Source organism: Rhodococcus zopfii NBRC 100606 = JCM 9919 (genome assembly GCF_001895025.1).
Lineage (GTDB): Bacteria > Actinomycetota > Actinomycetes > Mycobacteriales > Mycobacteriaceae > Rhodococcus > Rhodococcus zopfii.
Genome location: NZ_BCXI01000009.1, coordinates 23,622 through 48,584, shown reverse-complemented (window position 1 = coordinate 48,584; position 24,963 = coordinate 23,622). Strand labels below are relative to the sequence as shown.

At 69.2% G+C, this 24,963-nt stretch carries 25 protein-coding genes; 8 read left to right on the top strand and 17 right to left on the bottom strand.

Features of this window, described 5'->3' with window-relative positions:
• Positions 1-31 precede the first annotated feature (31 nt).
• From RZ1_RS05920 to RZ1_RS05910, 3 genes are all read right to left on the bottom strand, one after another.
• Positions 32-2,557 (bottom strand): ABC transporter permease, encoded by a 2,526-nt coding sequence (locus RZ1_RS05920; RefSeq protein WP_072810226.1) that lies wholly within the window; start codon positions 2,555-2,557, stop codon positions 32-34.
• A gap of 13 nt (positions 2,558-2,570) precedes the next feature.
• The gene (locus RZ1_RS05915) at positions 2,571-3,329 is read right to left on the bottom strand and encodes an ABC transporter ATP-binding protein (RefSeq protein ID WP_072810224.1); all 759 of its coding nucleotides are present in this window, start codon (positions 3,327-3,329) and stop codon (positions 2,571-2,573) included.
• A 79-nt stretch (positions 3,330-3,408) separates the two neighbouring features.
• Positions 3,409-4,188, bottom strand: a complete 780-nt coding sequence (locus RZ1_RS05910) for an SDR family NAD(P)-dependent oxidoreductase (protein WP_072810076.1) — start codon at positions 4,186-4,188, stop codon at positions 3,409-3,411.
• 199 nt (positions 4,189-4,387) lie between these two features.
• Between RZ1_RS05910 and RZ1_RS05905 the strand changes: the two genes are divergently transcribed.
• Together RZ1_RS05905 and RZ1_RS05900 are read left to right on the top strand one after the other, a co-directional pair.
• Positions 4,388-4,966, top strand: coding sequence for a T3SS (YopN, CesT) and YbjN peptide-binding chaperone 1 (locus tag RZ1_RS05905; RefSeq protein WP_072810074.1), 579 nt, complete (start codon positions 4,388-4,390; stop codon positions 4,964-4,966).
• A gap of 27 nt (positions 4,967-4,993) precedes the next feature.
• The gene (locus tag RZ1_RS05900; RefSeq protein WP_072810072.1) at positions 4,994-5,764 is read left to right on the top strand and encodes a deoxyribonuclease IV; all 771 of its coding nucleotides are present in this window, start codon (positions 4,994-4,996) and stop codon (positions 5,762-5,764) included.
• Positions 5,765-5,803: 39 nt separating this feature from the next.
• On the opposite strand, the gene RZ1_RS05895 is transcribed toward RZ1_RS05900, so the two are convergent.
• The 4 genes from RZ1_RS05895 to RZ1_RS05880 all read right to left on the bottom strand — a co-directional run bounded on the left by RZ1_RS05895 (position 5,804) and on the right by RZ1_RS05880 (position 8,902).
• A complete protein-coding gene (locus RZ1_RS05895; RefSeq protein ID WP_072810222.1) occupies positions 5,804-6,400 on the bottom strand; it encodes a TetR/AcrR family transcriptional regulator in 597 nt (198 codons plus the stop codon).
• Entirely contained in the window at positions 6,397-7,152 is a 756-nt protein-coding gene (locus tag RZ1_RS05890; protein ID WP_072810070.1) for an ABC transporter permease, read from the bottom strand. Before RZ1_RS05890 ends, RZ1_RS05895 begins: the two co-directional genes overlap by 4 nt.
• Entirely contained in the window at positions 7,149-7,880 is a 732-nt protein-coding gene (locus RZ1_RS05885) for an ABC transporter ATP-binding protein (protein ID WP_072810069.1), read from the bottom strand. The genes RZ1_RS05890 and RZ1_RS05885 overlap by 4 nt, the downstream gene beginning before the upstream one ends.
• An 86-nt stretch (positions 7,881-7,966) precedes the next feature.
• The gene (locus tag RZ1_RS05880) at positions 7,967-8,902 is read right to left on the bottom strand and encodes an NADP-dependent oxidoreductase (RefSeq protein ID WP_072810067.1); all 936 of its coding nucleotides are present in this window, start codon (positions 8,900-8,902) and stop codon (positions 7,967-7,969) included.
• A 119-nt stretch (positions 8,903-9,021) separates the two neighbouring features.
• Here RZ1_RS05880 and RZ1_RS05875 point away from each other — a divergent pair, with 119 nt between their 5' ends.
• Positions 9,022-9,474, top strand: a complete 453-nt coding sequence (locus RZ1_RS05875) for a winged helix-turn-helix transcriptional regulator (RefSeq protein ID WP_072810065.1) — start codon at positions 9,022-9,024, stop codon at positions 9,472-9,474.
• Between the two features lie 10 nt (positions 9,475-9,484).
• Complete coding sequence (locus RZ1_RS05870; protein WP_072810063.1) at positions 9,485-10,069, top strand: AMIN-like domain-containing (lipo)protein; 585 nt, start codon at positions 9,485-9,487, stop codon at positions 10,067-10,069.
• 19 nt (positions 10,070-10,088) lie between these two features.
• Here the strand turns inward: RZ1_RS05870 and RZ1_RS05865 are convergent, their stop codons facing one another.
• The 6 genes from RZ1_RS05865 to RZ1_RS05840 are packed head-to-tail and all read right to left on the bottom strand — an operon-like array spanning position 10,089 to position 16,367.
• Positions 10,089-11,096: a zinc-binding dehydrogenase gene (locus RZ1_RS05865; protein ID WP_072810062.1), complete on the bottom strand. Its 1,008-nt coding sequence runs from the start codon at positions 11,094-11,096 to the stop codon at positions 10,089-10,091.
• On the bottom strand, positions 11,072-12,676 hold the full coding sequence (phnE, locus tag RZ1_RS05860) for a phosphonate ABC transporter, permease protein PhnE (RefSeq protein ID WP_072810060.1): 1,605 nt from the start codon (positions 12,674-12,676) through the stop codon (positions 11,072-11,074). Before phnE ends, RZ1_RS05865 begins: the two co-directional genes overlap by 25 nt.
• Entirely contained in the window at positions 12,673-13,491 is an 819-nt protein-coding gene (gene phnC / locus RZ1_RS05855; protein WP_083583546.1) for a phosphonate ABC transporter ATP-binding protein, read from the bottom strand. Before phnC ends, phnE begins: the two co-directional genes overlap by 4 nt.
• Positions 13,491-14,459, bottom strand: a complete 969-nt coding sequence (locus RZ1_RS05850) for a phosphate/phosphite/phosphonate ABC transporter substrate-binding protein (RefSeq protein WP_072810057.1) — start codon at positions 14,457-14,459, stop codon at positions 13,491-13,493. The genes phnC and RZ1_RS05850 overlap by 1 nt, the downstream gene beginning before the upstream one ends.
• Positions 14,460-14,512: 53 nt before the next feature.
• Complete coding sequence (locus tag RZ1_RS05845) at positions 14,513-15,187, bottom strand: phosphonatase-like hydrolase (RefSeq protein WP_072810055.1); 675 nt, start codon at positions 15,185-15,187, stop codon at positions 14,513-14,515.
• Positions 15,188-15,236: 49 nt separating this feature from the next.
• Entirely contained in the window at positions 15,237-16,367 is a 1,131-nt protein-coding gene (locus RZ1_RS05840) for a TIGR03364 family FAD-dependent oxidoreductase (RefSeq protein ID WP_072810221.1), read from the bottom strand.
• Between the two features lie 97 nt (positions 16,368-16,464).
• Between RZ1_RS05840 and RZ1_RS05835 the strand changes: the two genes are divergently transcribed.
• Positions 16,465-17,181, top strand: a complete 717-nt coding sequence (locus RZ1_RS05835) for a GntR family transcriptional regulator (RefSeq protein ID WP_072810053.1) — start codon at positions 16,465-16,467, stop codon at positions 17,179-17,181.
• A gap of 15 nt (positions 17,182-17,196) precedes the next feature.
• Here the strand turns inward: RZ1_RS05835 and RZ1_RS05830 are convergent, their stop codons facing one another.
• The 3 genes from RZ1_RS05830 to RZ1_RS05820 form a co-directional block, all read right to left on the bottom strand.
• Positions 17,197-17,421 (bottom strand): hypothetical protein, encoded by a 225-nt coding sequence (locus RZ1_RS05830; protein WP_139281773.1) that lies wholly within the window; start codon positions 17,419-17,421, stop codon positions 17,197-17,199.
• A gap of 62 nt (positions 17,422-17,483) precedes the next feature.
• A complete protein-coding gene (locus RZ1_RS05825; protein ID WP_072810050.1) occupies positions 17,484-17,810 on the bottom strand; it encodes a hypothetical protein in 327 nt (108 codons plus the stop codon).
• The gene (locus tag RZ1_RS05820; RefSeq protein ID WP_139281772.1) at positions 17,807-19,075 is read right to left on the bottom strand and encodes a hypothetical protein; all 1,269 of its coding nucleotides are present in this window, start codon (positions 19,073-19,075) and stop codon (positions 17,807-17,809) included. Before RZ1_RS05820 ends, RZ1_RS05825 begins: the two co-directional genes overlap by 4 nt.
• 660 nt (positions 19,076-19,735) lie before the next feature.
• Between RZ1_RS05820 and RZ1_RS05815 the strand changes: the two genes are divergently transcribed.
• From RZ1_RS05815 to RZ1_RS05805, 3 genes are read left to right on the top strand one after another with little or no spacing between them, the layout of a single operon-like run.
• Positions 19,736-21,637 carry an ABC transporter ATP-binding protein gene (locus RZ1_RS05815; RefSeq protein ID WP_072810047.1) on the top strand — a complete coding sequence of 634 codons (1,902 nt, stop codon included), beginning with the start codon at positions 19,736-19,738 and terminating at the stop codon, positions 21,635-21,637.
• Positions 21,634-22,152 carry a mycothiol transferase gene (locus RZ1_RS05810; RefSeq protein ID WP_072810045.1) on the top strand — a complete coding sequence of 173 codons (519 nt, stop codon included), beginning with the start codon at positions 21,634-21,636 and terminating at the stop codon, positions 22,150-22,152. Before RZ1_RS05815 ends, RZ1_RS05810 begins: the two co-directional genes overlap by 4 nt.
• Positions 22,153-22,156: 4 nt before the next feature.
• Positions 22,157-22,942 (top strand): DUF1206 domain-containing protein, encoded by a 786-nt coding sequence (locus RZ1_RS05805; RefSeq protein ID WP_072810043.1) that lies wholly within the window; start codon positions 22,157-22,159, stop codon positions 22,940-22,942.
• Between the two features lie 19 nt (positions 22,943-22,961).
• Here RZ1_RS05805 and RZ1_RS05800 read toward each other — a convergent pair whose 3' ends face one another.
• Positions 22,962-24,962 (bottom strand): DEAD/DEAH box helicase, encoded by a 2,001-nt coding sequence (locus RZ1_RS05800; RefSeq protein WP_083583545.1) that lies wholly within the window; start codon positions 24,960-24,962, stop codon positions 22,962-22,964.
• Between the last annotated feature and the right edge of the window lies 1 nt (position 24,963).

Sequence of the window (24,963 nt, the reverse complement as noted above, 5' to 3'; positions counted from 1 at the left end):
GTTGTGGAAACCCGTGTTTCCACAACGGCCGTCACATGTCGGCGATGGCCTCGAGCGGCGGCGTCTTCGCGGCGCGGACTCCCGGCCACAGGGCCGCCAGGACACCGACGACGCCGGATCCGACGAGCATGGCCAGCACCTGACCCCACGGAACGGTGGTCTCCCCGAGCCCCTGATCGGCCAGGGTGCGGACGAAGCCCCACCCGAACACCAGGCCGAGCACCAACCCGATCACGGCACCGAACACGGCGATGAGCAGCGACTCGAGGTAGATGGTGCGACGCACCTGGGCACGCTGCATACCGACCGCGCGCAGCATGCCGATCTCCCGTCGACGCTCCACCACCGACAACGCCAGCGTGTTGACGATACCGAGGATCGCGATGACCACGGCGAGGGCCAGCAACCCGTAGAGGACGGCGAGCAGCGTGTCGATCTGCGCCGCCTGCTGGCCCTTGAACTGCTCACGGTCGAGCACCTGAACCACCACGAACTGCTTGGTCGCGTCCTCGAGACCGGCGCGGACGGTCTCCGGGTCGCTGCCGTCGGCGGTGTTGAGCAGCACCACCATGGGGGCACGCGCGGCGGCCGGGACGAACCGGTCGAGCATGTCCGCGGACAGAACCCACGGCCCCACGACCTGGTTGTCCTCGAAGATGCCTGCGACCGTCGTTTCGACGGTGTCGCCGTCCCGGTTGGTGAGCGGCACCGTCGAACCCACCTGCACGCCGCGCTTGGCCGCGGTGTCCACGGAGACCAGCATTTCGTCGCCCGCGAGCTGTTCGGCGCCCGCGGTGATGTCGAGGGACAGGACGTTGCCGACCGGTCCGGACATGGCCGCGCCGAACTCGTTGTCGTCGCCGAACTTCGCCTGCACGCCGTACACGCCGACGGCTTCGGTGACCCCGGGAACACCGGCGGCAGCGGTTTCCGCGCCCGCCGGCACGCCCATCATCTGCGGGCCCATGAGCATGAACTCGGACTTGACGCCGGTGTCGACGAGGGTGTTCACGCTGGCCTTGGCCGACGCACCGAACACGGCGATGACCGACACGAGCATGAGGCCGAGGGTCAGCGCGAACGCCGTCGCCGCGGTGCGCCGCGGGTTCCGCGCGGCGTTGGTGCGTGCGAGGCGGCCGACCGCGCCGAACGGGCGGGCGAACACCGCACCGAGCGCACCGACGATCGGCTTCGACAGCGCCGGGGCGGCGAGCAGGACCGCGAGGATCAGCGCGAGTGCGCCGATCCCGACGGTCGCGGCCGCACCGCCTCCGGTGCCCTGCGCACCGATCACGACGCCGGCGACCCCGGCGACGGCCGCGACCGCACCGATGACGGTGCGCACCCGCAGCGACTCGACGGTGGCCGTGGATTCCTCGCGCATCGCGGCGACCGGCGGGACCTTGGTGGCCCGGCGGGCCGGGGCGTACGCGCTGACGACGGTGACGACGACACCGACCAGCAGCGCGATGATCACCGTGCGCGGCGCCAGCTGCAGCGACCCCGACGGCAGGCCGACGTCTGCGGCGTTGAGCGCGGCGCGCAGTCCGTATGCCAGGGCCACGCCGCCGGCGATACCGAGGGCACTGCCGACCACTCCGACGACGAGTGCCTCGAGAGTGACCGAACGCCCGACCTGCTGGCGGCTGGCGCCGATCGCGCGCAGCAGCGCCAGCTCGCGCAGCCGCTGGGCGACGATCATCGAGAAGGTGTTGTAGATGATGAACGTGCCGACGAGCAACGCGATCGCGCCGAACGCGAGCAGGAAGTAGTTGAGGAAGCTCAGCGCCTGCTCGACGTCGGACTTGACGTCCTCGGTGACCTCCGCGCCGGTCTGCACCTTCAGGTCGGGCAGGGCCGCGGCGACCTCGTCGCGCAGCTCTTCGGGCGACACGCTGCCGTCGGAGGCGACGTCCAGGTACTGCACGTGCCGGCCGTCGGTGAACAGATCGCGGGCCTGCTGTTCGGTGAAGAGCGCACCGACGTAACCGCCGGTATCGGTCTCGACGTCGTAGATGCCGCTAACGGTGACGGGCAGGATGCCGCTGGAGGCGGTGAGGACCTTCGTCGTGTCCCCGACCGCGAGGTCGCCGCGGGTGGCGGCGCTCGAGTTCAGCGCGATCTCCCCATCGGCGGCCGGCGGGCCACCGGCGACGTACGTCTGGGGGTCGCCGAGCGCGCGGTCGGGCGGTAGGTAGGCGACACCCTCCGCGGGGGCTCCACCGGTCTGGATCGCGGCGCCTTCCGAGTCGAGGACGATGACGCCCCCTCTGTACGCGGGCACGACGGCCTTCACGCCCGGAACGGCGGCGACCACATCGATGTCCTCGACCGGCACACCGCTGGCACCGGACTGTTCGGTACCGACACGCACGTCGACGCCCTTGGCGACATCGGCGAAGATGCTGTCGAACGTGCGCTGCAGGGTGTCGGTGAACACGAACGAGCCGGTGACGAACGCGGTGCCGAGCACCACGGACAGCACCGTGAGCAGCAGCCGCACCTTGTGCGCGGCGATGTTGCGCAGGGCAACCTTGGTAATGGGATTCGAACTCATCGTCACGTGTCCCCTACTCCGCCGCGGTCACGGTGGTCGTGTCGAACCGCTTCATCCGGTCGAGCACGGCGTCCGCCGTCGGATTGCGCAGTTCGTCGACGATGCTGCCGTCGGCGAGGAACACCACACGGTCCGCGTAGCTCGCCGCGGTGGGGTCGTGGGTGACGATGACGACGGTCTGCCCGAACTCGTCGACGGAGGCCCGCAGGATCGACAGGACCTCCCCCGACGACCGCGAGTCCAGGTTGCCGGTCGGTTCGTCACCGAAGATGATGTCGGGCCTGCCGGCGAGCGCCCGAGCGCACGCCACGCGCTGCTGCTGGCCGCCGGACAGTTCGCCGGGGCGGTGGTCGAGGCGATCTCCGAGGCCGAGCCGGGACACGACGGTGTCGAGCCATTCGCGATCGACCTTGCGGCCGGCGATGTCGAGCGGCAGCGTGATGTTCTCGAGCGCGGTGAGCGTCGGCACCAGGTTGAACGCCTGGAACACGAATCCGATGCGGTCGCGGCGCAGTTGCGTCATCTGCTTGTCGGACAGCGAGGTCAGGTCGGTGTCGCCGATGAGCACCGACCCCGAGGTGGCGCTGTCGAGACCGGCGAGGCAGTGCATGAGCGTCGACTTGCCCGAGCCGGAGGGGCCCATGATCGCGGTGAATTCCCCCGCCGTGAATTCGGCGGTCACACCGGCGAGCGCGTGTACGGCGGTCTCACCTGTTCCGTAGATCTTCTTGAGGTCGATGGCGCGGGCGGCTGCGGCGCTGTGGGATGACATGTGCTCCATCTTTGCCGGTCCCGCGGGCAGGCACCATCGGGGACCACCCTGATCTTGGTCTCCGGGTGCCCGGGCGCGGTCAGCTCCAGCGGGCCTGACCGCCGTCGAGCGGGACGGTCGCGCCGGTGAGATAGCGGGCACCGTCGCTCACGATCCACGCGACCGCGCGTCCGATGTCGTCCTCGCAGTCGCCGATACGACGCAGCGGAATGCTCTTGACGAACTCGGCGGCTTCCTCCGGACGGTTCTCCGTCCACCACTGCAATCCGGGGGAGAGTGCATGCGGGGCGACGGCGTTGACCCGGATGTTGTCCGGCCCCCACTCGGATGCGGCGGTGCGGGTCAGCGACCGCAGCGCTTCCTTGACGGAGGCGTATCCGCCGTAGCCGCTGGTGTCCCACCGCACCGCGGCGGAGGAGACCATGTTGACGATGTTGCCGCCGCCGCGTTCCTTCATGATCGGGTAGACGGCCTGCATCGCGTGCAGCGCGGCGATCGGGCCGGACGCGTAGGCCTTCGCCATCAACTCGGAGGTGAGGCCGAGCAGCGGCCCGAGCGGGTTGAGGCTCGCGTTGTTGACGAGGATGTCGACGCCACCGAACACCTCGACGGTCGTCTCGATCGCGGCGCTGATCCGGGCGGTGTCCGCGATATCGCACAGGATCGGCTCGGCCGTGCCCCCGATTGCCCGGATCCGGTCGACGGTGTCGACGAGTTTGGCTTCGGTGCGGCCGGTGACGGCGATGGAGGCACCCTCGCGGGCCAGCGCGAACGCCACCCCCTGCCCCACGCCCTGTCCGGCGCCGGTGACGAACGCGACCTTGCCCTCGAGTGTTCCCTTGCCCTCGGGTGTTGTCATGGACGACCTTTCCGTGCTCTCGCGTGCCGGTGGTGCTGCGTGCCGTTCGGTATGCAAACAGATCGCCGGTCCGGCGGGCAGGTGTGTCCCGGTGATCGGTAACGGGCACCCGGCCCTCGCCCGGTCGGGGCCGCGGCGATCCCCTAGGCTCGTGTGTCGAGGCCGTACCACCCGCGTCGGCGCCCACCGGGAGGACACGATGACCGAGCACGACACACACGACGGCCCGATCCGCCTCGACGGCCTGCTCGCCGTCGCGAGCGAGGAACGGCAGCAGCTGATCGACCTGAGTATCCGCGCTCTGGCGGAACTGCTCGGCAGCGCACCCGAGACCGACGAGGACGGCGACATCGCGATCCCCGTCCACGGCTTCGGGGTGTACGTCACGGTCGCCGAGGACTCGCCGGAGCTGCACGTGTGGGCGTCACTGCTCAGCGAGGTGGGCGGCCGGGACGACACGGCCGGGCTGATCGCGGAGCTGTCCGAGGAGTGGCCGCGCCTCCGATTCACCCTCCAGCAGGGGCACCTGCTGGTGTCGACGATCCTCGACGCCGATCCGTTCGCGCCGCAGCACCTGGTGAACCTGATCGGGGAGATCCACGATTTCACCCACGAGCTCGACGACGAGTTCGCGGCCCGGTTCGGCGGCGTCCTCGACTGCGACGCCGACGACTCGTACGCGGGCGGCTGCGGTGGTGGCGGCTGCGGCGGAGACTGCGCGTGCGGTCACGCCGACGATCTCGGCGCGTCCATCCCGGTCGGCGAACCCGAGGCGTAGGTCGCTTCCGGCGTTACGCTGGAGCCCATGCGGATAGGCGCACACGTCCGTCGGGACGACGATCCGATCGGCCAGGGTGAACGTCTCGGCGCGGATCTGGTGCAGGTGTTCCTGACCGACCCGCAGAAGTGGGACACGCCGGGACCGCATCCGCGCGCCGAGCAGATCCTCGCCTCCGACATCGATGTGGTGGTGCACTCGCCGTACGTCGTCAATGTCGCGAGCCTGAACAACCGGCTGCGGATGCCGTCGCGCAAGGCGGTCGCCGAGCATGCCGCCGCCGCGGCCGCGATCGGCGCGTTCGGGTTGGTCGTGCACGGTGGGCACGTCCGTGACGGCGAGAACCCAGCTGCCGGTGTGGAGAACTGGCGGAAGCTGTTCGAGCGGCAGGACGACAAGGGCGGCTTCGGGGTGCCGATCCTCGTGGAGAACACGGCCGGCGGTGACTTCGCGATGGCCCGCTACGTCGACGCGATCGGCCGGTTGTGGGATGCCATCGGCGACTACGGCGCAGGGTTCTGCCTCGACACCTGCCACGCGTGGGCGGCCGGCGAGGATCTGGCCGACGTCGTCGACCGGGTGCGTGCGGTCACCGGACGTATCGACCTGGTGCACCTGAACAATTCGCGCGACGAGTTCGATTCGGCCCGCGATCGGCACGCGAACCTCGCGGACGGGCAGATCGACCGCGCGTTGCTGGCGGAGGTCGCGGCCGCGGCCGGCGCCCCGATCATCCTGGAAACACCCGAGGGCGGAATGGCCGAGGACATCGCCTACCTGCGGGAAAAGCTGGGGTGAGGAGCCGTGCGCCTTCGTGGCGCCTGGAGGCGTGGGGCGTCAGCCCACGTCGCCCGTGAGATAGCGCTGCAGGGTCGGTCCGACGATCTCGACGAGACGGTCGGCGGGCAGCGACGCGAGCGGTTCGAGGCGCAGCAGGTATCGCGTCACCATGAGCCCGGCCATCTGCGACGCCACCAGTTCGACGCGCAGCGCTCCGGTGCCCGCCGGGTGATCCACGCGGGGAACGATCTCGTCGAAGACGATGTCCAACAGGAATGTTCGCATGAGGCCGACGTCGCCGCCCCCGCCGATCACGGTGCGGAAGACCGCGACGATCGCGTCGCGATGCGGGGACTCCCAGACACCGAGCAGCGCGGCCGCCAGGCGCGGACCGATCTCGTCGACCGGTCCCGCGCGCACGGGCGCGAGGACGTCGTCGGGGTCGACCGGCAGCGCGATCGCCGCGACGAACAGCGCGTGCTTGGTACCGAAGAAGTGGTGCACGAGCGCGGCGTCCACTTCGGCCCGCGTCGCGATCGCCCGAATGGTTGTCTCTCCGAATCCGTTGTCGGCAAACAGCTCTCGTGCCGCTTCGAGAATGCGGTCCCGACTGCCGGAGTTGCCGGGCCGCCGGCCCGGCCGTGTCACGGTCACGGCGTCCGGCGCCGCAGGGTGGCCGCGGCCAACCACAGCCCCGCCACAACGAATCCCGCGACGACGACCAGATCGCGCACCATCACCGCGGTCACCCCCGGATGGGCGGCGACCTGTTGCAGCGCCTCGACCGCGTAGCTGAGCGGCAGCACGTTGCTGATCCACCGCAGCCAGTCGGGCAGCTGGTCACGCGGCACCAGCAGCCCGCACAGCAGGAATTGGGGAATGACGAGCAGTGGCATGAACTGCACGGCCTGGAATTCGGTGCGGGCGAACGCACTGCACAACAATCCCAGGGAGACACCGAGCACGGCGTCGAGCACGGCGACGAGGATGACCCACGCGACGCTGCCCGCGGCGGTCAGGCCGAGAAATCCGAACGTGATCAGGCACGCGAGTCCGGCCTGCACCGCGGCGGCGAGGGAGAACGCGCTGCCGTACCCGGCGAGCAGATCGAACTTCGCGAGCGGTGTGGTCAGCAGCCGTTCGAGGGTGCCCGACGAACGTTCCCGCTGCATCGCGATGGACGTGACGAGGAACATCACCACGAACGGCAGGATCCCCAGCATGGTGATCGCGATGCGATCGAACAACGACGGTCCTTGCGGCGGGGCCGGCATGTTCCGGTACAGGAAGTACAGCAGCACCATGAGCAGGCTCGGGACGAGCACGAGCATCGCGACGGTGCGGCGGTCGGCCCGCAACTGCCGCAGGATCCGCGTTGTCGTCGCGGCGTAGATGGTGGCGTTCACGACTGCGCTCCTTCCCGCGTCCTGATCAGCCGCAGAAACGCGTCCTCGAGCCGCGACTCGCCGGTCTGCTCCCGCAGCCCGCCGGGGGTGAGTTGCGCGAGCACCCGTCCCTCACGCAACAGCAGCAGCCGCGCGCAGCGGTCGGCCTCGTCCATCACGTGACTCGAGATCAACAGGGTGACACCGCGATCGGCGAGCGAATGGAAGTGGTCCCACAGCTCCACGCGCAGCACCGGATCGAGCCCGACCGTCGGTTCGTCGAGCACGAGCAGTTCCGGGTCCCCGACCAGCGCGCATGCCAGCGACACCCTGCCGAGTTGCCCGCCGGACAGGTTCCCGGCGAGTTGCCGGGAATGACTACTCAGTCCGACGGCCGCGATCGTCTCGTCGACGACCGCGCCGGACCGCCCGTAGAGAGCGGCGAAGTAGGTGACGTTCTTGGCGACGGTCAGGTCGGGGTAGACGCTGGGCTCCTGGGTCACGTACCCGACTCGCCGGCGGAGGCTCGCCTCCCCCGCCGGCCGGTCCAGCACGGTGACCGTGCCGGACTCGACGATCTGGGTGCCCACGATGCATCGCATCAGCGTGGTCTTGCCGCATCCGGACGGGCCGAGCAGTCCCGTGACCGAACCCCGGGGTATCGAGACGCTCACATCCTCGAGCGCACGGTGCGGGCCGCGGCGGACGTTCAGATGGCGGATGTCGACGGCAGGAGCGGAGTCGTTCATGAGGTGCTCAATTCATCGATCGATGAAATCATCGTCTGTTGAATTGTGCGCCCGTTTCCCGATGGGCGTCAATCCCTCCGTTGCGGTCACGGCTCCAGCACGTAGCGTCCGCGCACCCCGCTCTCAGCCGTCGCGCGATACGCCTCGGTGACACGGTCCAGCGGGACGACGGCCTGCACCCTCGCGGGCAGTTCGCCGGTCGCCGTCCGGGCGAGCAGCTCGGCCAGACGGACACCGTCGGCCTGCACCGACACCGAGGCGACCGAGATTCCCCGTTCGGCGGCGGGTTCACCCCCCGGTCGCACGCCGACGAAACGCCCTCCGTCCCGGACCAGGGCGAGGCCCTGTTCCTGCAGTGTCGCGCAGTCGGCGACCGCGTCCCAGCCGGGCTCGGCGACCGTCGTGAAGTCGGCACCGAGGCCGCGAACGAACTCCTCGTCCGACGTGCGGGCAAGGCCGGTCACGCGCCAGCCGCGATCCTGCGCGAGCGACGTGACGTACCCGCCGACCGCTCCGGCCGCGCCGGTCACCAGTAGTCTGCCGCCGGCCGGCGCATCACCGAGCAGGTCGACGATCTGCGCGGCGGTGAGACCGTTGAGCGGCACCGTCGCGGCCTCGACGAGGTCCAGGTCGTCGGGCACTACGGCGAGGTCCTGTGCGAGAACGATCACGGATCCGGCGTGGGTCCCGAAGTCCCGGTCGAGACCGGTCACCAGTCCCGCGACGCGGGTGCCGACCGGCAGGCCGACGCCGGGACCGGCGGCCGCGAGCGTGCCGGCGAAATCCCAGCCCGTGCCGGTGTGCTCGGGCTGGGTGATCAGCCCCTGCTGATGGAACCATCCGGCCGCGGTCGCGAGATCGACGGGATTGACGGAGGCCGCGGCGATCCGGATGCGCGCTTCGCCGGCGCCGGGCTCGGCAAGCGGAACGTCGATGATCTCGACGGTGTCGGGACCGCCGGGCGTGCGGACGACGGCGGCCCGGAATGTGGTGGCCGTGCGGATGAACTCGGTGGTGCTCATGCCTTCTCCTGCAGGAAGTCGGGATTCGTCTGGCAACACCACTTTGGTACGGCTACTCTCCATTGGGAAGTAGGCACTCGAAAGTGCGTAACCCACTCTGCTGCGACGAGGAGTCGGCGATGGCGACAGCGACGGCGGCCCGAAAACGGGCACAGGCCAAGATCGACTACGACGCGTACCTGGCCGCGTGCCCCAGCCGCCGGTTACTCGACCGGATCTCGGACAAATGGGTCGCCCTGGTTCTTGCGGCACTCGGGGACGATTCCGGCGCGCCCCGTCCGATGCGCTATTCCGAACTGTCCCGGCACCTTGCCGGGGTCAGCCAGAAGATGCTCACCCAGACGCTGCGCAACCTCGAGCGCGACGGTCTGATCACGCGCACCGTCACCCCCACCGTGCCCGTCACCGTCACGTACGAACCGACCGATCTGGGTCTGTCCCTCCGCGCGTTGATGAAGCAGGTGAAGGCGTGGGCGGAAGCGAACATGGACGAAGTGCTCACCAATCGTGAGCGGTACGACGCACAGGCAGCGGACCCGCCAATCCCCGGTTCTCGCGGGTCACAGCCGTAACATCGATCCCATGAACCACCGCCGCATCGCCGTCGTCGCCGTTGCCGCTGCCGCGGCCCTGACCCTCGCAGGCTGCGCGGACTCGCAGAGCCCCGCACCGCCCGCGTCGGCCGGCACCATCCCCACCACCACGGAGCCCGCGGCATCGAAGAATCTGCCCGTCGACGCGACCGACAAGACGTCGCCGGCAGAGCCCGGGTCGAAGCTCACCGTGACGGACATCAGAACCGGCACCCACGACGGCTTCGACCGCGTGGTGTACGAACTCGGCGGCACCGGCGCCCCCGGCTGGCGGGTCGGCTACGTCGACCGCGCGGTCCAGGACGGCAGCGGAAACGAGGTGGAGGTCGCGGGCGGTGCGATCCTGCAGGTGCTCATCGACGGTTCGGCCTACCCGTTCGACAGCGGCGTCGACCAGTACTCGGGCCCCCAGCCGGTGCTCGCGGCACCCGGCGGCTCGGTCGTCGAGGTCAACGGAGCCGGCGTGTTCGAGGGCGTCACCCAGTCCTTCATCGGAATCGACAATCCCGGCACGCCGTTCTCGGTGTACGCGCTGACCGGTCCGGCCCGCCTCGTGATCGACGTGGCGCGCTGACGAGGCGGGACGCAGCAGGTCAGGGCGCGACGGCCGCCCGGAGCAGTCCCGCCGCGGGCGGCACCAACGCCTCGGCGAGCCCGTCGAGGCCGACCGGCTCACCGACCACCTCGTCCCACGGATAGATCCCCACGGTCTCGGCGAGGAACCGGACCGCCTGCTCGAGATGACGTGGCTCGTAGTTGTGCACGCCGGTGACGGTGAGCCAGCGCCGCACGACCGCCTCGGGATCGAGGGGCACCGCCGGCCCCGGCGTCACCGACCCGGCCAGCACCAGCACTCCCCCGACATCGAGTCGGTCGAGGCATCGCGCAACGGCGACGGACGAGCCGGAGAAGTCGATCGCAATGTCGACGGCGGCGCCGTCGTCGGGTCTGCCTCCGAACCGTTCGGCGATCCCCAGCCGGACAGGGTCGGGATCGGTGACCCACACCCGGGCACCCGCGACCGCACACGCGGCCGTGGCCGTCACCCCCAGCATGCCCGCACCGCAGATCAGCACCCGACGACCGTCGAGGTCCCCGGCCTGCTCCAGCGCGGCCATGACGGTGGCGGTCGCGCATGCCGCCGGCGCGGCGACGGTGTCCGGAACGATCTCCGGCATCGGCACGACGCAGCTTCCCGCCGGGAGCACGATGTGCTGCGCGTACCCACCCGACAGCGGCCACGCACCGTCGTAGCGTTCATGCCCGACCTTTCGGACGTTGCGGCACTTGGCGGTTCGGCCGGTCTCGCACCGGTCACACCGGCCGCACGCGACGGTGACGCCCCAGACGACGCGCTGCCCGGATCCGACAACCCGCCCGACCGCTTCGTGGCCGAGGACGGACGGGCACGGCGCGGGCCGCCGTCCCGAGACGGTGTGCAGATCGCTGCCGCAGACCGTGGCCAGGTCGACGCGGACGAGGAGCTCCCCGATGTCGAGGTCGGGCAACGCGACCTCGCGGAGTTCCACTCCGGTCCCGGTCCACACCGCGGCACGGGTGCGGCGACCGCCGCCGCTCAGATCACCGATGACCGGATCCATCCGGAAACCCTCTCGATCGTGTAGACGATGACGAAGATGACGATGACGATCGCGCCGGCGAACTCGAAGTTCAGGGTGCGGATGGCCTCGAACAGCAGGAATCCGATGCCGCCCGCACCGACTATGCCGAGGATCGTCGACGTCCGCACGTTGACGTCGAGCAGGTAGAGGCTCGATCCGAGGATCGACGGCACGGCCTGCGGGAGCACCGCCGCGAACAGGGTCTTCCACCATCCGGCGCCGACCGCCCGCACCGCCTCGACCGGGCCGTCGTCGATCTCCTCGATCGCGTCGGCCACCAGTTTGCCGAGGAACCCGATCGAGCCGAGCGCGAGGGCGAGTGCGCCGGCGAGCGGCCCGAGTCCGACCGCGGCGACGAACACGACCGCGAGAATCAGCTCCGGCACCGCACGCACGGCCAGGACGATCGCCCGCGACGTCGCATACAGCACCGGGTGCGGCGAGACGTTCCGCGCGGCGAGCACACCGAGCGGGATGGACAGTGCCGCACCGAGTGCCGTCGCGACCACACCGATCGCCAGCGTCTGCAGCACCGCATCGGCGAGCTTGCCGCCCACCGCCGAGAAGTCCGGCGGCACGAGCCGGCCGAACACCTCCAGCGCCGGGCCGACCCACGTGACCAGCTCGAGGGGATCGATGCCGAGTACCTCTACCGCGGCGACGGTCGATCCGATCACCGCCCCGGAGAACACGATCCGTGTCGTGCGTTCGCGACGCGGATCGGACCCGTCGGACGTGAGCATCAGGCGGCGCACGAAGATCGAGACGACCTCCATTGCCGCGATGATCACCAGGATCACGCACACGATCCCGAGCGCGCGCGGATAGATCAAGCCGCGCAGGGCATCCTGCAGCGCGAAGCCGATCCCCCCGGCGCCGACGAAGCCGAGCACCACCGAGGTCCGGAGGTTGATGTCGATGCGGTACACGAACGTCCCGATCCACGACGGCATCACCTGCGGCACAACCGCGTTGATCATCTCCCGCACGTATCCGGCACCGGCGCTGCGCACCGCCTCACGCGGCCCCGGATCCGTCTGTTCGATCGCATCCGCGAACAGCTTCCCGAGCATGCCGATCGAGTGCAGCGCGAGCGCGAGAACACCTGGCAGGACACCGATTCCGAGTGCCCGCACGAGGAGAACCGCGAACAGCAGATCCGGCATCGCCCGACAGAACGTGATGATTCCCCGGGCGACCGCGTGCACCGCCGGGTGCGGCGTCGTGTTGCGGGCCGCGAGGAAGGCGAGCGGAACCGAGACGGCGGTCGCCAGGACCGTGCCGAGCACCGCCATGAGCAGCGTCTCGAGTGCCAGAACCCAGATGCGTCCCGGCTCGTCCAACCGCGGTGGGAGCATCCGCTCGAGGAGTCCGGCGATGTTCCCGAGCCCGTCGAGCAGGGCGGCCGGCGCGAACTCGATGTACCACGCCGACAACGCGACCAGCACCGCACCGAGTGCCGCGAGCGAGGCGAGCGTCGTGCGGCGTCGTGCCGCGGCGGCGGAGTCGGAGGTGCGCGCCCGCGGCGGCCCGGGGCGATGCAGCAATCCGGTGCTCATGCCGGCTCCAGCGGTGACCCGGCGGTCACCGAGGGATCGACGCGCCGATAGATCTCCATCACCTCGTCCTTGGCCAGGCCGACCGCGGGCCGGTCGAGGACCTTGCGTCCGTCGCGCAGGCCGACGACGCGGTGCGCCCAGCCCAGCGCGAGATCCACCTGGTGCAGCGTGCACACGACGGTGAGCTTCTCCTCGATGCACACCCGGAACAGCAGATCCATGACGATCCCGGCGTTCTCGGGGTCGAGCGACGCGACGGGTTCGTCGGCGAGGACGACGGACGGCCGCTGCATGAGCGTGCGGGCGATCGCGACGCGCTGCTGCTGTCCGCCCGAGAGGGTGTCGGCGCGGCGTTCCGCGAAGTCGGCGAGACCGACCCGGTCGAGATGCACCAGCGCCTCCGCGCGCAGCGCCTTCGGGTACGTCGACGCGCCGTAGCGCGGCATCCGCAAGCGGCCGAGGCTGCCGATCAGGACGTTCTCGAGACAGCTGAGCCGACCGACGAGATTGAAATGCTGAAACACGAAGCCGACGTCGCGGCGCAGTGCACGCAGTTCACCCCGCGAAGCCAGGTCCACCCGGGTGCCCGCGACGTCGATACGTCCGGTGGTGACGCGGTGCAGTCCGTTGAAGCAGCGCAGGAGCGTGGACTTGCCCGAGCCGGACAGCCCGAGCAACACGAGCAACTCACTGCGGTGGACGTCGAGGCTGACGTCGTCGAGTGCGCGGGTATCGCCGAACTTCTTGGTGACATGACTCGCCGACAGGACGACGTCGTCGCCGGCGACGTGCTGGGAGACGGTGGGGTCGGTCATCAGCCCTTGCATTTCTCGGAGCCGGTCACGTCGCACACCTCGCGCACACCGTCGTAGTCGGCGTCCGTGGCCGGGACGACACCCCAGGCGCGCTCGTCGGTGATGCGGCACTCGCCCTCGCACAGACCCTCGGCGAGCAGATGATCGGCATTGACCTTCTCGGCGAAGAGCGTGCGGAGCTTGTTCACCGCGTCGGTGCCGAGGGTGTTGCTCGCGGCGAAGAGCGACCCGGCGATCATCTCCGATTTCCAGACCGTCTTCAGTTCGCCTGCAGCGAGATCGCCGCTGGCGATCATGGTTTCGTCGACCATCGTGTCGAACGCGAAACCGGCATCGCAGTCGCCGGCCGCGACCGCGAGCGCCGACGCGTCGTGGCCACCGGCGTAGACCGGGTTCAGGCCCGCGGTGAGATCCGACTCCGAGCCCGACCCGATGACACCGGCCTGGATCAGACCGGCCGACGGGTAGAGGAATCCCGAGGTGGAGCCGGGATCGACGAAGCACACGTCCTTACCCGCGAAGTCCTCGATGCCATCGATGCCGGCGTTGTCGGCCCGGGCGAGACCGTACGACTGGTAGCCAGGTTGCCCACCGGATTCCTGGACCACGGCGCCGAGCGGTGTGATGTCGGCGCCGTTGACACCCGCGACGACGTAGGCGAACGGGCCGAAGAAGGCCAGGTCGACGTTGCCGGCGATGATGCCCTCGACCACACCGGCGTAGTCGGAGGCCTGGACGAATTCGACCTCTGCACCGGTTTCCCGTTCGAGCAGGGCGATCACCGGATCGTAGCTCGCCTGCAGGTCCGCGGAGTTCTCCGCGGGGATGGCGGCGAGGGTGAGAGTGGACGGGAAGCCCTGCGCGGTAACGGAGTCGGCGTCCGATCCCCCGCATGCCGCGACGGCGAGCGTGACACCGGCGGCGAGCGAGGTGACCGCGAGCGCGCGGCGGCCGAGACGAATGGTCATGGAAGTCCTCGTGTCGTGGAAATGTTGTGGCGGTGAAGTTTTGGGAGGTCGGGTCAGGGCAACAGCAGCCCGGGCAGTTCCGCGACCGAGCCGAGCACGTGGGTGGCGCCGGCCGCGCGGAGGCTTTCCGCGTCGTGTGCGCCGGTCACCACGCCTGCGACGACGGACGCACCGGCGCGCAGGCCCGCGGTGACGTCGCTGGTGGTGTCGCCGAGCACCGCGACGTGCCGGACGTCGTCGATTTCCGCGCGCAGCAGCGCCGTCAGGATCATGTCCGGGTAGGGCCGGCCGCGTCCGGCGTCGGACGGCACGAGTGCGAGGTCGGCGAGGTCCTCCCAGCCCAGGACCCCGAGCAGCCGATCCTGGGTGGCACGGCTGAATCCTGTTGTCAGGGCGACCTTCACTCCGCTCTCACGCAGTCGCCTGATCGCGTCGACGGCGCCCGGGATCGGTTCGATGCCGCCGTCCGCGGCGAACCGCTCGTAGGCGCTTTCGAAGGCGGCGTTGGCCGCCTGGGCACGGTCCTCGTCTCCGAAGAGCGCCCGGAAGACGACGATCTTGGACTGGCCCATGGTGTCGAGGACGTAGCGGCGGGCGTCGTCGCGTTCCGGACCGTCGGCGGGCACGCCGACGCTGGTGGCCGCCTCGTCGAAGGCCCGGAGGACGAGTCCCCCGTCGGCGACGGTCGTGCCTGCCATGTCGAGGACGGCCAGCGTGATGTCTGTCATGAGTGCTCTCCGGAAGTCGTTGAAGGTGAGAGGTTTCGGGCAGGCCGGGTCAGAGGCCGAGAAGGTCGGCGGTCTGTTCACCGAGGACCGGACCGAGCGTCATCCCCCGCCCGCCGGGTCCGGCGATCACCCAGATGCCGTCGTCGGCGCGGTGCCGGTGCACGAGTTCGGTGGGATCGAGGCACTGGCTGTACACCCCGGCCCAGCGCTTGACGACCGGCGGCAGCTTCCTCCCCAGCAGCGACTCCGCGACCGTGACGAGGTGCTCGTAGGGATCCTCGTCGACGTCGAACGGGAAGGGCTCGTCGTACGCGTGGGTGTCGCCGATGGTCAGCCCGCCGTGCAGACGCTGCACACACAGCAGCTGCATGCGGTGCCGGGCCGCGGTCGGGGTCTGCGGCTCGGTGGCGACGAGGTGGCCGAGGGCTTCACCGGCGAAGCCCGGGTAGTAGCGCAGGCTGTCGCCGTCCGCGATGGAGGTGGTCAGCGGTTCGCCGAGCGGGGCCGTTTGCATCATCTGCAGGCGCACGCGGCGGAGCGGGAGTTCACCGGCCAGTTCGCGAGCCAGGCCGGTCAATGTCGCACCGGGGCACACGATGACGACATCGGCGTCGTGGACGGTGCCGTGGTCGTCGCGGACCCGGATCGTGCCGCCGGGGGTCCGGGTCACCGAGCGGGCCTCGGTGTGCGGCAGGAAACGGTAGCGGCCGGTGGCGGCGAGGTGACGGCGGATCGCGGGGAGCGCGACCCTCGATTCGACGGCCGCGTCGGTGGTGCAATGCAGGCCGGCGAGGAACTCTCCACGCAACGCCGGGTTGAGCGCCCGGACTCGGTCCGGGTCGAGCAACGCGAATCCCCGGTCGTCGGCATCCTTCCGGGCGAGTACCTCACGGGCGACCGCCACCTCGGCTTCGGTGCGCAGCAGGGTGATCGAGCCGTTGGCACGGAAACCGATCTCGGGAACCCGGGCGCCGAGGTCCGCCCACAGTTCCCGCGAGCGCAGGGTCGCGGCGAGTTCGAGGTCGGTGCGCCCCGACACCCAGACGAGACCGAAGTTACGGACGGTGGCGCCGCGCGCCTCGCTTTCGCGTTCGAGGTGGACGACGTCGTGTCCACGCCGGATCGCCGCGTCCGCGTGGGCCGTGCCGAGGATGCCGCCACCGATGAGAAGGATTCGCATGGGCATCACCGTGACCGATGGTCTAGACCAAACGGGGGTCTTCGGGTGAACGGCGGGAAAACAATTGGTATAGACCAATATCGGCTATACTCGAGACGTGAAAGCGACTGCCGCACAACCACGTGTCCTGAAGCACCAGGTGGTCCGGGCCCACGTGGCATCCTTGTTGGACACCCTCGCCGAGGGCGACCCGGTGCCGGCGGAACGCGAGCTGGCGACCCGGTTCGACGTTTCCCGCGAGACCGTGCGGGCCGCGCTCCGCGAGCTGCTCGTCGCCGGCCGGATCGAACGCCGCGGCCGCGGAACCGTCGTCGCGAGACCCAAGGTCGTGCAGCCGCTCATCATCGGCTCGTACACCGAGGCCGCGCTCGCCGCGGGACTCTCCGTCGGGCGAGAACTCGTCGGCTGGAGGAATCTGTCCGCCGACGAGGTCCTCGCCGCCGACCTCGCCCTCGAGCCCGGCGCCCCGGTTCTCGAGCTCGAACGTGTCCTGCTCGTCGACGGCGTCCGCGTCGGGCTCGAACGCACCCGACTGCCCGCGCAGCGCTTCGCCGGACTCGACGAGCGCTTCGACCACACGTCCTCGCTGTACGCCGCGATCCGGTCGCGCGGCATCGAATTCGCGCGTGCCGTCGAGCGGATCGAGGCGGCGATGCCCGACGCCCGTGAGGCCGCCCTCCTCGACGCCGACCCGCGCACCCCGATGCTGCTGCTGAGCCGCGTGTCCTACGACCGCGAGGACATTCCCATCGAGCACCGCCGCTCGCTCTATCGCGGCGATCGCATGGCATTCGTCGCGACCGTGGTGTCTTGACCGCGTCGATCGTGGTCAGTACCGCATCGCGTGCAGAATCGCGCCGGCCGCCAGGATGAAAAGCAGCGACAGCGGCAGCGCCACCGTCGATACCGCCGCCCCCACGCCGAAATGGCGCACACGGCGAGGGAAGAGACAACACCCCAGGCCGAACACGAGTGGAAATGCCAGCGCGGTCCAACCGAATTCGCGTGGAACCCAGACCGGCACGGTCATCTGCACAACGAGCCCGGCGACCACACCGAGCAGACTCGCCGGGCCGAACACTCGTCCGGGCGCAACCCGGGCCTCGTCGGCTACCACTACCGCACCACCAAGATCACACCGCCGTACACCGCGACCAGCAATCCCACAGCGATCCCCAGCGCGATCCCCGCGCGGATCCGCGACGCGGTCCGCCCCAGCACCGCCAAGGCGAGCGGCATCAGAACTGCCGCGAGAACCACCAATGCCGCAAGCAGCTCGGGTTCATCCGCGTCGTCCATCCGGAACGCCTCGAAGACGGCGATGGCGAAGGCGCTCGCGAACGCGAGCGTGATCGGCACCATCACCGTTGCCACGCCCCAGAACAGCCCGTCGGTGGCAACGCGGGGTTTCAACACCGGCCGAGTCGCGGTGATCTGCTTCACGAACCACCCCCGCGTGCCGATGGGAAGTTCGATTCTTGGAGCGCCATGGACGGCACAGCATCGAAACGTTTTGTGGCCGAGCGGTAATCACCGAGTGTGTGATCGAACGGTAGGTTGCCCGCTGGGCCCCACTTCGAGCCGCTGTCGGCCGGGTCGATGTAGATCTGTCGTGTACCGCCCGATCCTGAATCCTGATAGATCTCCAAAGACGGATAGTCTCCGATCTGCGCGGCAACCCCGACGCCCTCTGGGCCAGGAGCGAGAACGATGTCTCCATTCACGGTATGAAAAGTCGTCAGCGTTTCCAGACCGAGAGGCGGCAGCGCATTCCTTGCTTCGTACACAAGTCGTACCGACCCATCAGGAAGTTGCTGTACGCTCACCGCCGGAGCACCGACTGCCACTTCACCTGTCACCCCTACGGACGGGTTCTGGCGCGCGATCACGACTCCGTTCTCGTAATCCACATACATCGAAGCCCTTGTGCGTTCCGGATCGAATGCTGAATCCTCGTCGCGATCATCACCAAGATCGTTGTGAATGAAGTTGACGACTTCACCCGCCGGAATATAGAGCCCCATCCTGACAAGCCCTTGTCCCGGGACCGGTTCGATACGACCGACCACCACCTCGGCGCGCACGCCCTGGTTCTTGTCCAGATAGCTGGTGGTGTCGAGGGCCATCGCGGTTCGCCAGTCGACCACACCCACCGGGCGCCGCCCGAACATCGCCTCGAACGCGACCGAGGCAGCGGTCAATCGTCCCGGCGTCGAAACAGCCGCTTCTCGCAACTCCGGAGGCACGCCCTGCGGGCTGTTCGACGACAGTTCACCACCGAGCGCCTCCAGCGCAGCCGCGAGATTTCCGTCGATCGCCCGGATCCCTGCGACGGCATTCCGAATCCGTTCCGCGAAGTAGTCTGCGAGCTCATCCTGGCGAGCCCTGAGTTCGTCGTCGACGGCCGGCTTCCGGGTCAGTGCCCAGTCTTCACCGACGACGAAAAGTTCCTCCGCCTCGGTCACCACTGCTCGCAGAAACCCCAGCATCGAGTCGAGTTCACGGGCACCCCCGTCGTAGGTATCGACGATCGCCTGCATCGTTCCGGCGATTCGTCGAACCTCGTCGCACTCGACGTCTGCCCGGTGCGCCGCCGCGTCGAACGCAATTCCGGACCATTCCGGAGCCATTGCGTGAACGTCGCTACGCATGGTTTCGGCCAAGTCGACGAACGACCTGCGAATCCCGTCCAGATTCGAGGCCATCACGGTCAGATCCGACGACGTCCACAATTCGATCGCAGACCGGCTGGGGGTCACCGAAGGTCGCCCACGGCAGCAAGTTGCGCTGCGAATGTACCGTCTGCGACACGGTAATCCCCTGCCGATCCTCTCGCGACACCCGACATGTACGCGATCCGGTCTGCCGTGGCAACTGTGGCTGCATTCAGCGCCTGAGCCACCGCCGTACTGGCCTGCGCGAAGCGACATCCAGGGAATCGCAGAACCGCGTCTCCGCGTCCGAGGCCCTCCGAAAGCTCCTCGAGCGCTTCTACTGTCGAATCGAGCAATCCGGACAATCTCTCGAGTTCTTCCGGATTCACCTGGAAGAGGTCGACGCCGCTCGGCGCCCCCGGGTTCACGGCGCCCGGCGAGGCGCCTGCCGGCGGCGCGCCCAACATCGCTTCCACGTAGGCATCGACGAATACAGCAGACTCGCTCGGGACAGCACTTGTCACAATTCGAAATCCCCCCACTCAGCGGACGACATGCCTCGCGTCCTTCCGGCTCCCCTCCGGCGGGCTGACACTACCAGCGCTGTAAGGCACTCGAGCGAGACTGTGAGGCAGGAGTGTCGCCGACTACCCTTGACCTCGAGCCCGCTCGAGGTTCTACGGTCGGGGCAACGAGAGAGGGAGGCTCCGCGAGATGAGCATGGAAGTCACTGCGTGGAACGCGATGTACAACGCGATGCACGCGAGCAACGATCGGCGGCCGTTCTCACGCGAAAGCCTGCGCCGGATCGGAGCGTTCGCCCGGCCGCATCGCCGCAACATTTCGTTCTACCTGGTGCTCAGCGTCGTCATCGCGGCACTCGGTGTGGCGACGCCGGTGCTCGCGGGCCGGGTCGTCAACGCCATTGTCGACCACGCCGCGCTGTCCGTCATCGTCGGGTTGGCGGTGCTCATCGCGGGTATCGCGATCGTCGAGGCCGGACTTGCGATCGCGAATCGATGGTTGTCGGCGAGCATCGGCGAGGACCTGATCCTGGACCTGCGCACGACCGTGTTCGACCACGTCCAGCGCATGCCCATCGCGTTCTTCACCCGCACCCGCACCGGCGCGCTGGTCAGCCGGCTGAACAACGACGTCATCGGCGCGCAGCGCGCCTTCAGCGACACCCTCTCCGGCGTCGTCGGAAACATCGTCACACTCGCCATCACCCTCGTCGTGATGGTCGGGATCTCCTGGCAAATCACGCTTCTCGCACTGTTGCTGTTGCCGATCTTCGTGATTCCGGCGCGGCACATGGGAACTCGGCTCGCACGCTTGAGCAGGGAAGCCGCCAACCACAATTCGGTGATGAGCACCCAGATGACCGAGCGGTTCTCCGCCCCCGGTGCCACACTCGTCAAGCTGTTCGGCCGGCCCGAGCGCGAATCCGCCGAGTTCGCGGTCCGCGCCCGCCGGGTCCGCGACATCGGGGTCCGCACGGCGATGCTGCAATCCGTCTTCGTCACCGCACTGACCCTCGTCTCGGCACTCGCGCTCGCCCTCGTCTACGGTCTCGGCGGCTTCTACGCGCTGCGCGGGCAACTCGACGCCGGATCGGTGGTCGCGATGGCAATGCTGCTGACCCGCCTGTACTCGCCGCTCACCGCCCTGGCCAGCGCCCGGATGGATGTCATGAGCGCGATGGTCAGCTTCGAGCGGGTCTTCGAGGTCCTCGACCTGAAGCCGCTGATCGCCGAGGCTCCCGAGGCGCGCGACGTGCCGCCGGGACCGGTGTCGGTGGAGTTGCGCGACGTGAGCTTCGGCTATCCCTCCGCCGACAAGGTGTCGTTGGCGTCGCTCGAGGAGGTCGCGGTCCTGGACACCCGCGGCGGCGAAACCGTGCTGCACGACCTCGATTTCCGCGTCGAACCGGGACAGATGGTCGCGCTGGTCGGCTCGTCGGGAGCCGGTAAATCCACGGTGGCGCAGCTCATTCCCCGTCTCTACGACGTGGATGCCGGGCACGTGCTGCTGAACGGGGTCGACGTGCGGGAGCTGACGGCCGCGTCGATCCGCGGCACGGTCGGCCTGGTCACGCAGGACGGGCACCTGTTCCACGAGTCGGTGCGGGCGAATCTGCTGCTGGCCCGGCCGGAGGCCGGCGAGGGCGAGCTGTGGGATGCGCTGCGCAAGGCCCGCCTCGACGGTCTCATCGCGTCGCTGCCGGACGGACTGGACACCGTCGTCGGCGAGCGCGGATACCGGCTCTCCGGCGGTGAACGCCAGCGGCTGACGATCGCGCGACTGCTGCTCGCGCAGCCCCGCGTCGTGATTCTCGACGAGGCGACCGCGCACCTGGATTCGACGTCCGAGGCCGCGGTGCAGGAGGCGTTGACCGAAGCGCTGGCCGGACGCACCTCGGTGGTCATCGCGCACCGGTTGTCGACGATCCGGGCGGCCGATCAGATCCTGGTCGTGGAGGCCGGACGCATCGTCGAACGGGGCACGCACACCGAACTGCTCGCGGCCGGCGGCAGGTACGAACAGCTCTATCGCACCCAGTTCGCCGATTCCGGACCGAGACCGCCCGCGATGGCGCCGATACTCGAAGCATGAGCATCCCCACCGAATCCGACCTGCTCCTCCAGATCCTCGGCAACCAGCACAATGCATTCCGCAACGCGGTCTCCGGGCTCACCGACGAACAGGCGCGCTCGGTGCCGAGCGCGTCGTCGATGAGCCTGGCGTCGCTGCTCGCGCACGTCGTCGACGGCGAGGTCGCCGCCGCCGACCGCGTCGCCGGAACCAACACCCGTGCCGCCGACCCGGTCGCGGCGTGGACGTCGGGCTGGCTCGTGGCCGACGACGAGACCGTCGCCGACCAGATCACGAGACTCGAAGCGGCCGCGGTGCGGTTCGCGCAGGCGATCCGCGAGGAACCGGACCTCGACCGCGTCATCGACCTGCCGGACGACGTGGCTCGGTACCTGGATCAGGGCGTGCCGTTCACGGTGCGGTTCCTGCTGATCCACCAGATCGAGGAGTGGGCGCGGCACGCCGGCCACGCCGACATCATCCGTGAGTCGATCGACGGTGCGACCGCCGACGCTCTCGCCGGTCGCACCTGGTAGCCCCATGGCAACCGGAGCAGCCGACGCCGCACAGAACACGCCCCTCGAACGGGTCGCCCGTGTGGGCCAGGCGACCAGCGGTGTCGTCCACGCACTGATCGGGTACATCGTCGTGCGGCTCGCCTTCGGCGAGTCCGGTGCCGCCGACCAGTCCGGCGCGCTGGCCACGATGGCCGCGGCACCCGGGGGCACCGCCGTCCTGTGGGTGACGGCGGTGACGCTCGCGGCCCTCGCGGTGTGGCGGCTGACCGAAGCGGTGATGGGCAAACGGTGCGACGTCGAGGATCCGTCGGCGCTGGACCGGATGAAGTCCGCGGGCGTCGCGGTCGCCTATGCGGCGCTCGCGTTCACCGCCCTGCAGTTCGCGCTGGGCACCGGAAAGTCCAGCGGTGAACAGAGCGCCGGGTTGAGCGCACGACTGATGCAGTCCGGCGCAGGCAAGACGGTGCTCGTCGTCGCCGGACTCGTGACCGTGGGGATCGGCGCGTACCACGTGTACAAGGGTGTGAGCCGAAAGTTCCTCGACGACCTGCACCGCCCGGTACCGGGCGTGGCCACGGTCCTCGGTGTCGTCGGATACACCGCGAAGGGACTGGCGATCGCGGGTGCCGGAATCCTGGTCGTCGTCGCGACCGTCACGTCCGACCCGGCCAAGGCGACCGGGCTGGACGGTGCCCTCAAGACGCTGGGCACCGCCCCGTTCGGGCAGGTCCTACTGTGCGCGGCCGGACTCGGCATCGTCACCTATGGTGCCTACTGCTTCGTCCTGGCGCGCTACGGAAGGATGTGACCGGGCCGGTCGTGACGGATCAGTCGCGACCGCGGAAGCCGCCGCTGCGACCGCCGTGCCCGTGACCGCCACGGTCACCCCGGTCGCTGCGCTGCGAGAAGCCGCCGCGGTCCTTGTGGTCGCCGCGATCCTTGAAATCACCGCGGTCCTTGAAATCACCGCGCTCCTTGAAGCCACGGTTCGGCTTGTCGCCGAAGTCCTTCCGGCCACCCCGGTCGCCCCAGTCCTTCTTGTGGCCCCCGTACTCCTTGTGGCCCCCGTACTCGCGGCGGTCGCCGCCACGACGCTCGCCGTGGTCGTCACGGGACCGGTACGAGCCGGGCCGTCCCGACGGGGTGCCCGAGTCGGGCTGCAACTGGATGAGCACCCCGGAGATCCGGGTTGCGCGCAACGCCTCGAGGGTCTGCGGCGAAAGGTCCTTGGGCAGCTCGACGAGGCTGTGATCGGCACGGATGCTGATGTGCCCGAAGTCGCTGCGACGCAGCCCGCCCTCGTTGGCGATGGCACCGACGATCGCGCCCGGCTGCACCCGGTGCCGCTTACCGACGGCGATTCGGTAGGTGGTCAGTTCCTGGCCGTCGCGACCGACGCGGGAGGCTCCGTCGTCGTCGAACCGGCGCGGCGGACGCTCGCGCGGCTCCCGCTCGCGGCGCGGCGCGGCGACCGGTTCGGGCTCGGACTCCATGAGGAACGAATCGCCGTCGCGGGACAGCACGGCCAGCGCGGCCGCGATGTCGGCGAGCGGAACGTCGTGCTCGCGCTCGTAGTCCTCGACGAACGTGCGGAACAACTGCAGGTGGTCCGAGGCGAGCGCCTCGGTGATCCCGTCGTTGAACTTGGAGACCCGCTGCGCGTTGACGTCCTCGACGGTGGGCAGCTGCATCTCGGCGAGCGGCTGCCGGGTGGCACGCTCGATGGCCTTGAGCAGATGCCGCTCGCGGGGTGCGACGAACAGCAGCGCGTCGCCGGTGCGGCCGGCGCGGCCGGTGCGGCCGATCCGGTGCACATACGACTCGGTGTCGTGCGGGATGTCGTAGTTCACGACGTGGCTGATGCGCTCGACGTCGAGACCGCGCGCGGCGACGTCGGTCGCGACGAGGATGTCGAGGGCACCGCTCTTGAGCTGGCCGATCGTGCGCTCGCGCTGGGCCTGCACGATGTCGCCGTTGATCGCGGCGGCCGAGAAACCACGGGCGCGCAGACGTTCGGCGAGGTCCTCGGTGGCCTGCTTGGTCCGCACGAAGATGATCATCGCCTCGAACGATTCGACCTCGAGGATGCGGGTCAGCGCGTCGAGCTTCCGCTGGTGCGACACCAGCACCCAGCGCTGGGCGATGTTGGAGGAGGTCGTGGTCTTCGACTTGACCGTGATCTCTTCCGGGTCGTTGAGGTACTGCTTCGACAACCGGCGGATCGCGCCGGGCATCGTCGCGGAGAACAGGGCGACCTGCTTGGTTTCGGGGGTGTCGGCGAGGATCCGCTCGACGTCCTCCTGGAAGCCCATCGTGAGCATCTCGTCGGCCTCGTCGAGCACGAGGAATTCGAGCTCCGAGATGTCGAGGGTGCCCTTGGAAAGGTGATCGATCACACGTCCGGGGGTGCCGACGATGACCTGGGCGCCGCGACGCAGCCCGGACAGCTGCACACCGTACGCCTGACCGCCGTAGATGGGCAGCACGTGCAGCCCGGGGATGTGCGCGGAGTACTTGCCGAAAGCCTCTGCGACCTGCAGCGCAAGCTCGCGGGTGGGGGCAAGGATCAGCGCCTGCGGCCGCTTCTTCGAGGTGTCGATACGGGAGAGGATCGGCACCGCGAACGCGGCGGTCTTGCCGGTGCCGGTCTGAGCGAGACCGACGACGTCCCGTCCCTCCAGCAGCGGTGGGATGGTCGCCGCCTGGATCGGCGACGGGGTCTCGTAGCCCACGTCCGAAAGCGCTTGCAGCACACGGGCATCGATGTCGAGATCGGCGAACGTGGGGGTGGCGTTTTCGGCGTCGGGGTCTTGCACAATATCACTCATT

Excerpts from the sequence above, each read along its gene's own strand:
- RZ1_RS05880 (WP_072810067.1), bottom strand. The coding sequence starts at position 8,902 with ATGAGCACCACCGAGTTCATCCGCACGGCCACCACATTCCGGGCCGCC.
- RZ1_RS05910 (WP_072810076.1), bottom strand. The coding sequence starts at position 4,188 with ATGACAACACCCGAGGGCAAGGGAACACTCGAGGGCAAGGTCGCGTTC.
- RZ1_RS05850 (WP_072810057.1), bottom strand. The coding sequence starts at position 14,459 with ATGACCATTCGTCTCGGCCGCCGCGCGCTCGCGGTCACCTCGCTCGCC.
- RZ1_RS05870 (WP_072810063.1), top strand. The coding sequence starts at position 9,485 with ATGAACCACCGCCGCATCGCCGTCGTCGCCGTTGCCGCTGCCGCGGCC.
- RZ1_RS05800 (WP_083583545.1), bottom strand. The coding sequence starts at position 24,962 with ATGAGTGATATTGTGCAAGACCCCGACGCCGAAAACGCCACCCCCACG.
- RZ1_RS05915 (WP_072810224.1), bottom strand. The coding sequence starts at position 3,329 with ATGTCATCCCACAGCGCCGCAGCCGCCCGCGCCATCGACCTCAAGAAG.
- RZ1_RS05905 (WP_072810074.1), top strand. The coding sequence starts at position 4,388 with ATGACCGAGCACGACACACACGACGGCCCGATCCGCCTCGACGGCCTG.
- RZ1_RS05885 (WP_072810069.1), bottom strand. The coding sequence starts at position 7,880 with ATGAACGACTCCGCTCCTGCCGTCGACATCCGCCATCTGAACGTCCGC.
- RZ1_RS05840 (WP_072810221.1), bottom strand. The coding sequence starts at position 16,367 with ATGCGAATCCTTCTCATCGGTGGCGGCATCCTCGGCACGGCCCACGCG.
- RZ1_RS05900 (WP_072810072.1), top strand. The coding sequence starts at position 4,994 with ATGCGGATAGGCGCACACGTCCGTCGGGACGACGATCCGATCGGCCAG.
- phnC (WP_083583546.1), bottom strand. The coding sequence starts at position 13,491 with ATGACCGACCCCACCGTCTCCCAGCACGTCGCCGGCGACGACGTCGTC.
- RZ1_RS05865 (WP_072810062.1), bottom strand. The coding sequence starts at position 11,096 with ATGGATCCGGTCATCGGTGATCTGAGCGGCGGCGGTCGCCGCACCCGT.
- RZ1_RS05805 (WP_072810043.1), top strand. The coding sequence starts at position 22,157 with ATGGCAACCGGAGCAGCCGACGCCGCACAGAACACGCCCCTCGAACGG.
- phnE (WP_072810060.1), bottom strand. The coding sequence starts at position 12,676 with ATGAGCACCGGATTGCTGCATCGCCCCGGGCCGCCGCGGGCGCGCACC.
- RZ1_RS05845 (WP_072810055.1), bottom strand. The coding sequence starts at position 15,187 with ATGACAGACATCACGCTGGCCGTCCTCGACATGGCAGGCACGACCGTC.
- RZ1_RS05920 (WP_072810226.1), bottom strand. The coding sequence starts at position 2,557 with ATGAGTTCGAATCCCATTACCAAGGTTGCCCTGCGCAACATCGCCGCG.
- RZ1_RS05815 (WP_072810047.1), top strand. The coding sequence starts at position 19,736 with ATGAGCATGGAAGTCACTGCGTGGAACGCGATGTACAACGCGATGCAC.
- RZ1_RS05810 (WP_072810045.1), top strand. The coding sequence starts at position 21,634 with ATGAGCATCCCCACCGAATCCGACCTGCTCCTCCAGATCCTCGGCAAC.
- RZ1_RS05875 (WP_072810065.1), top strand. The coding sequence starts at position 9,022 with ATGGCGACAGCGACGGCGGCCCGAAAACGGGCACAGGCCAAGATCGAC.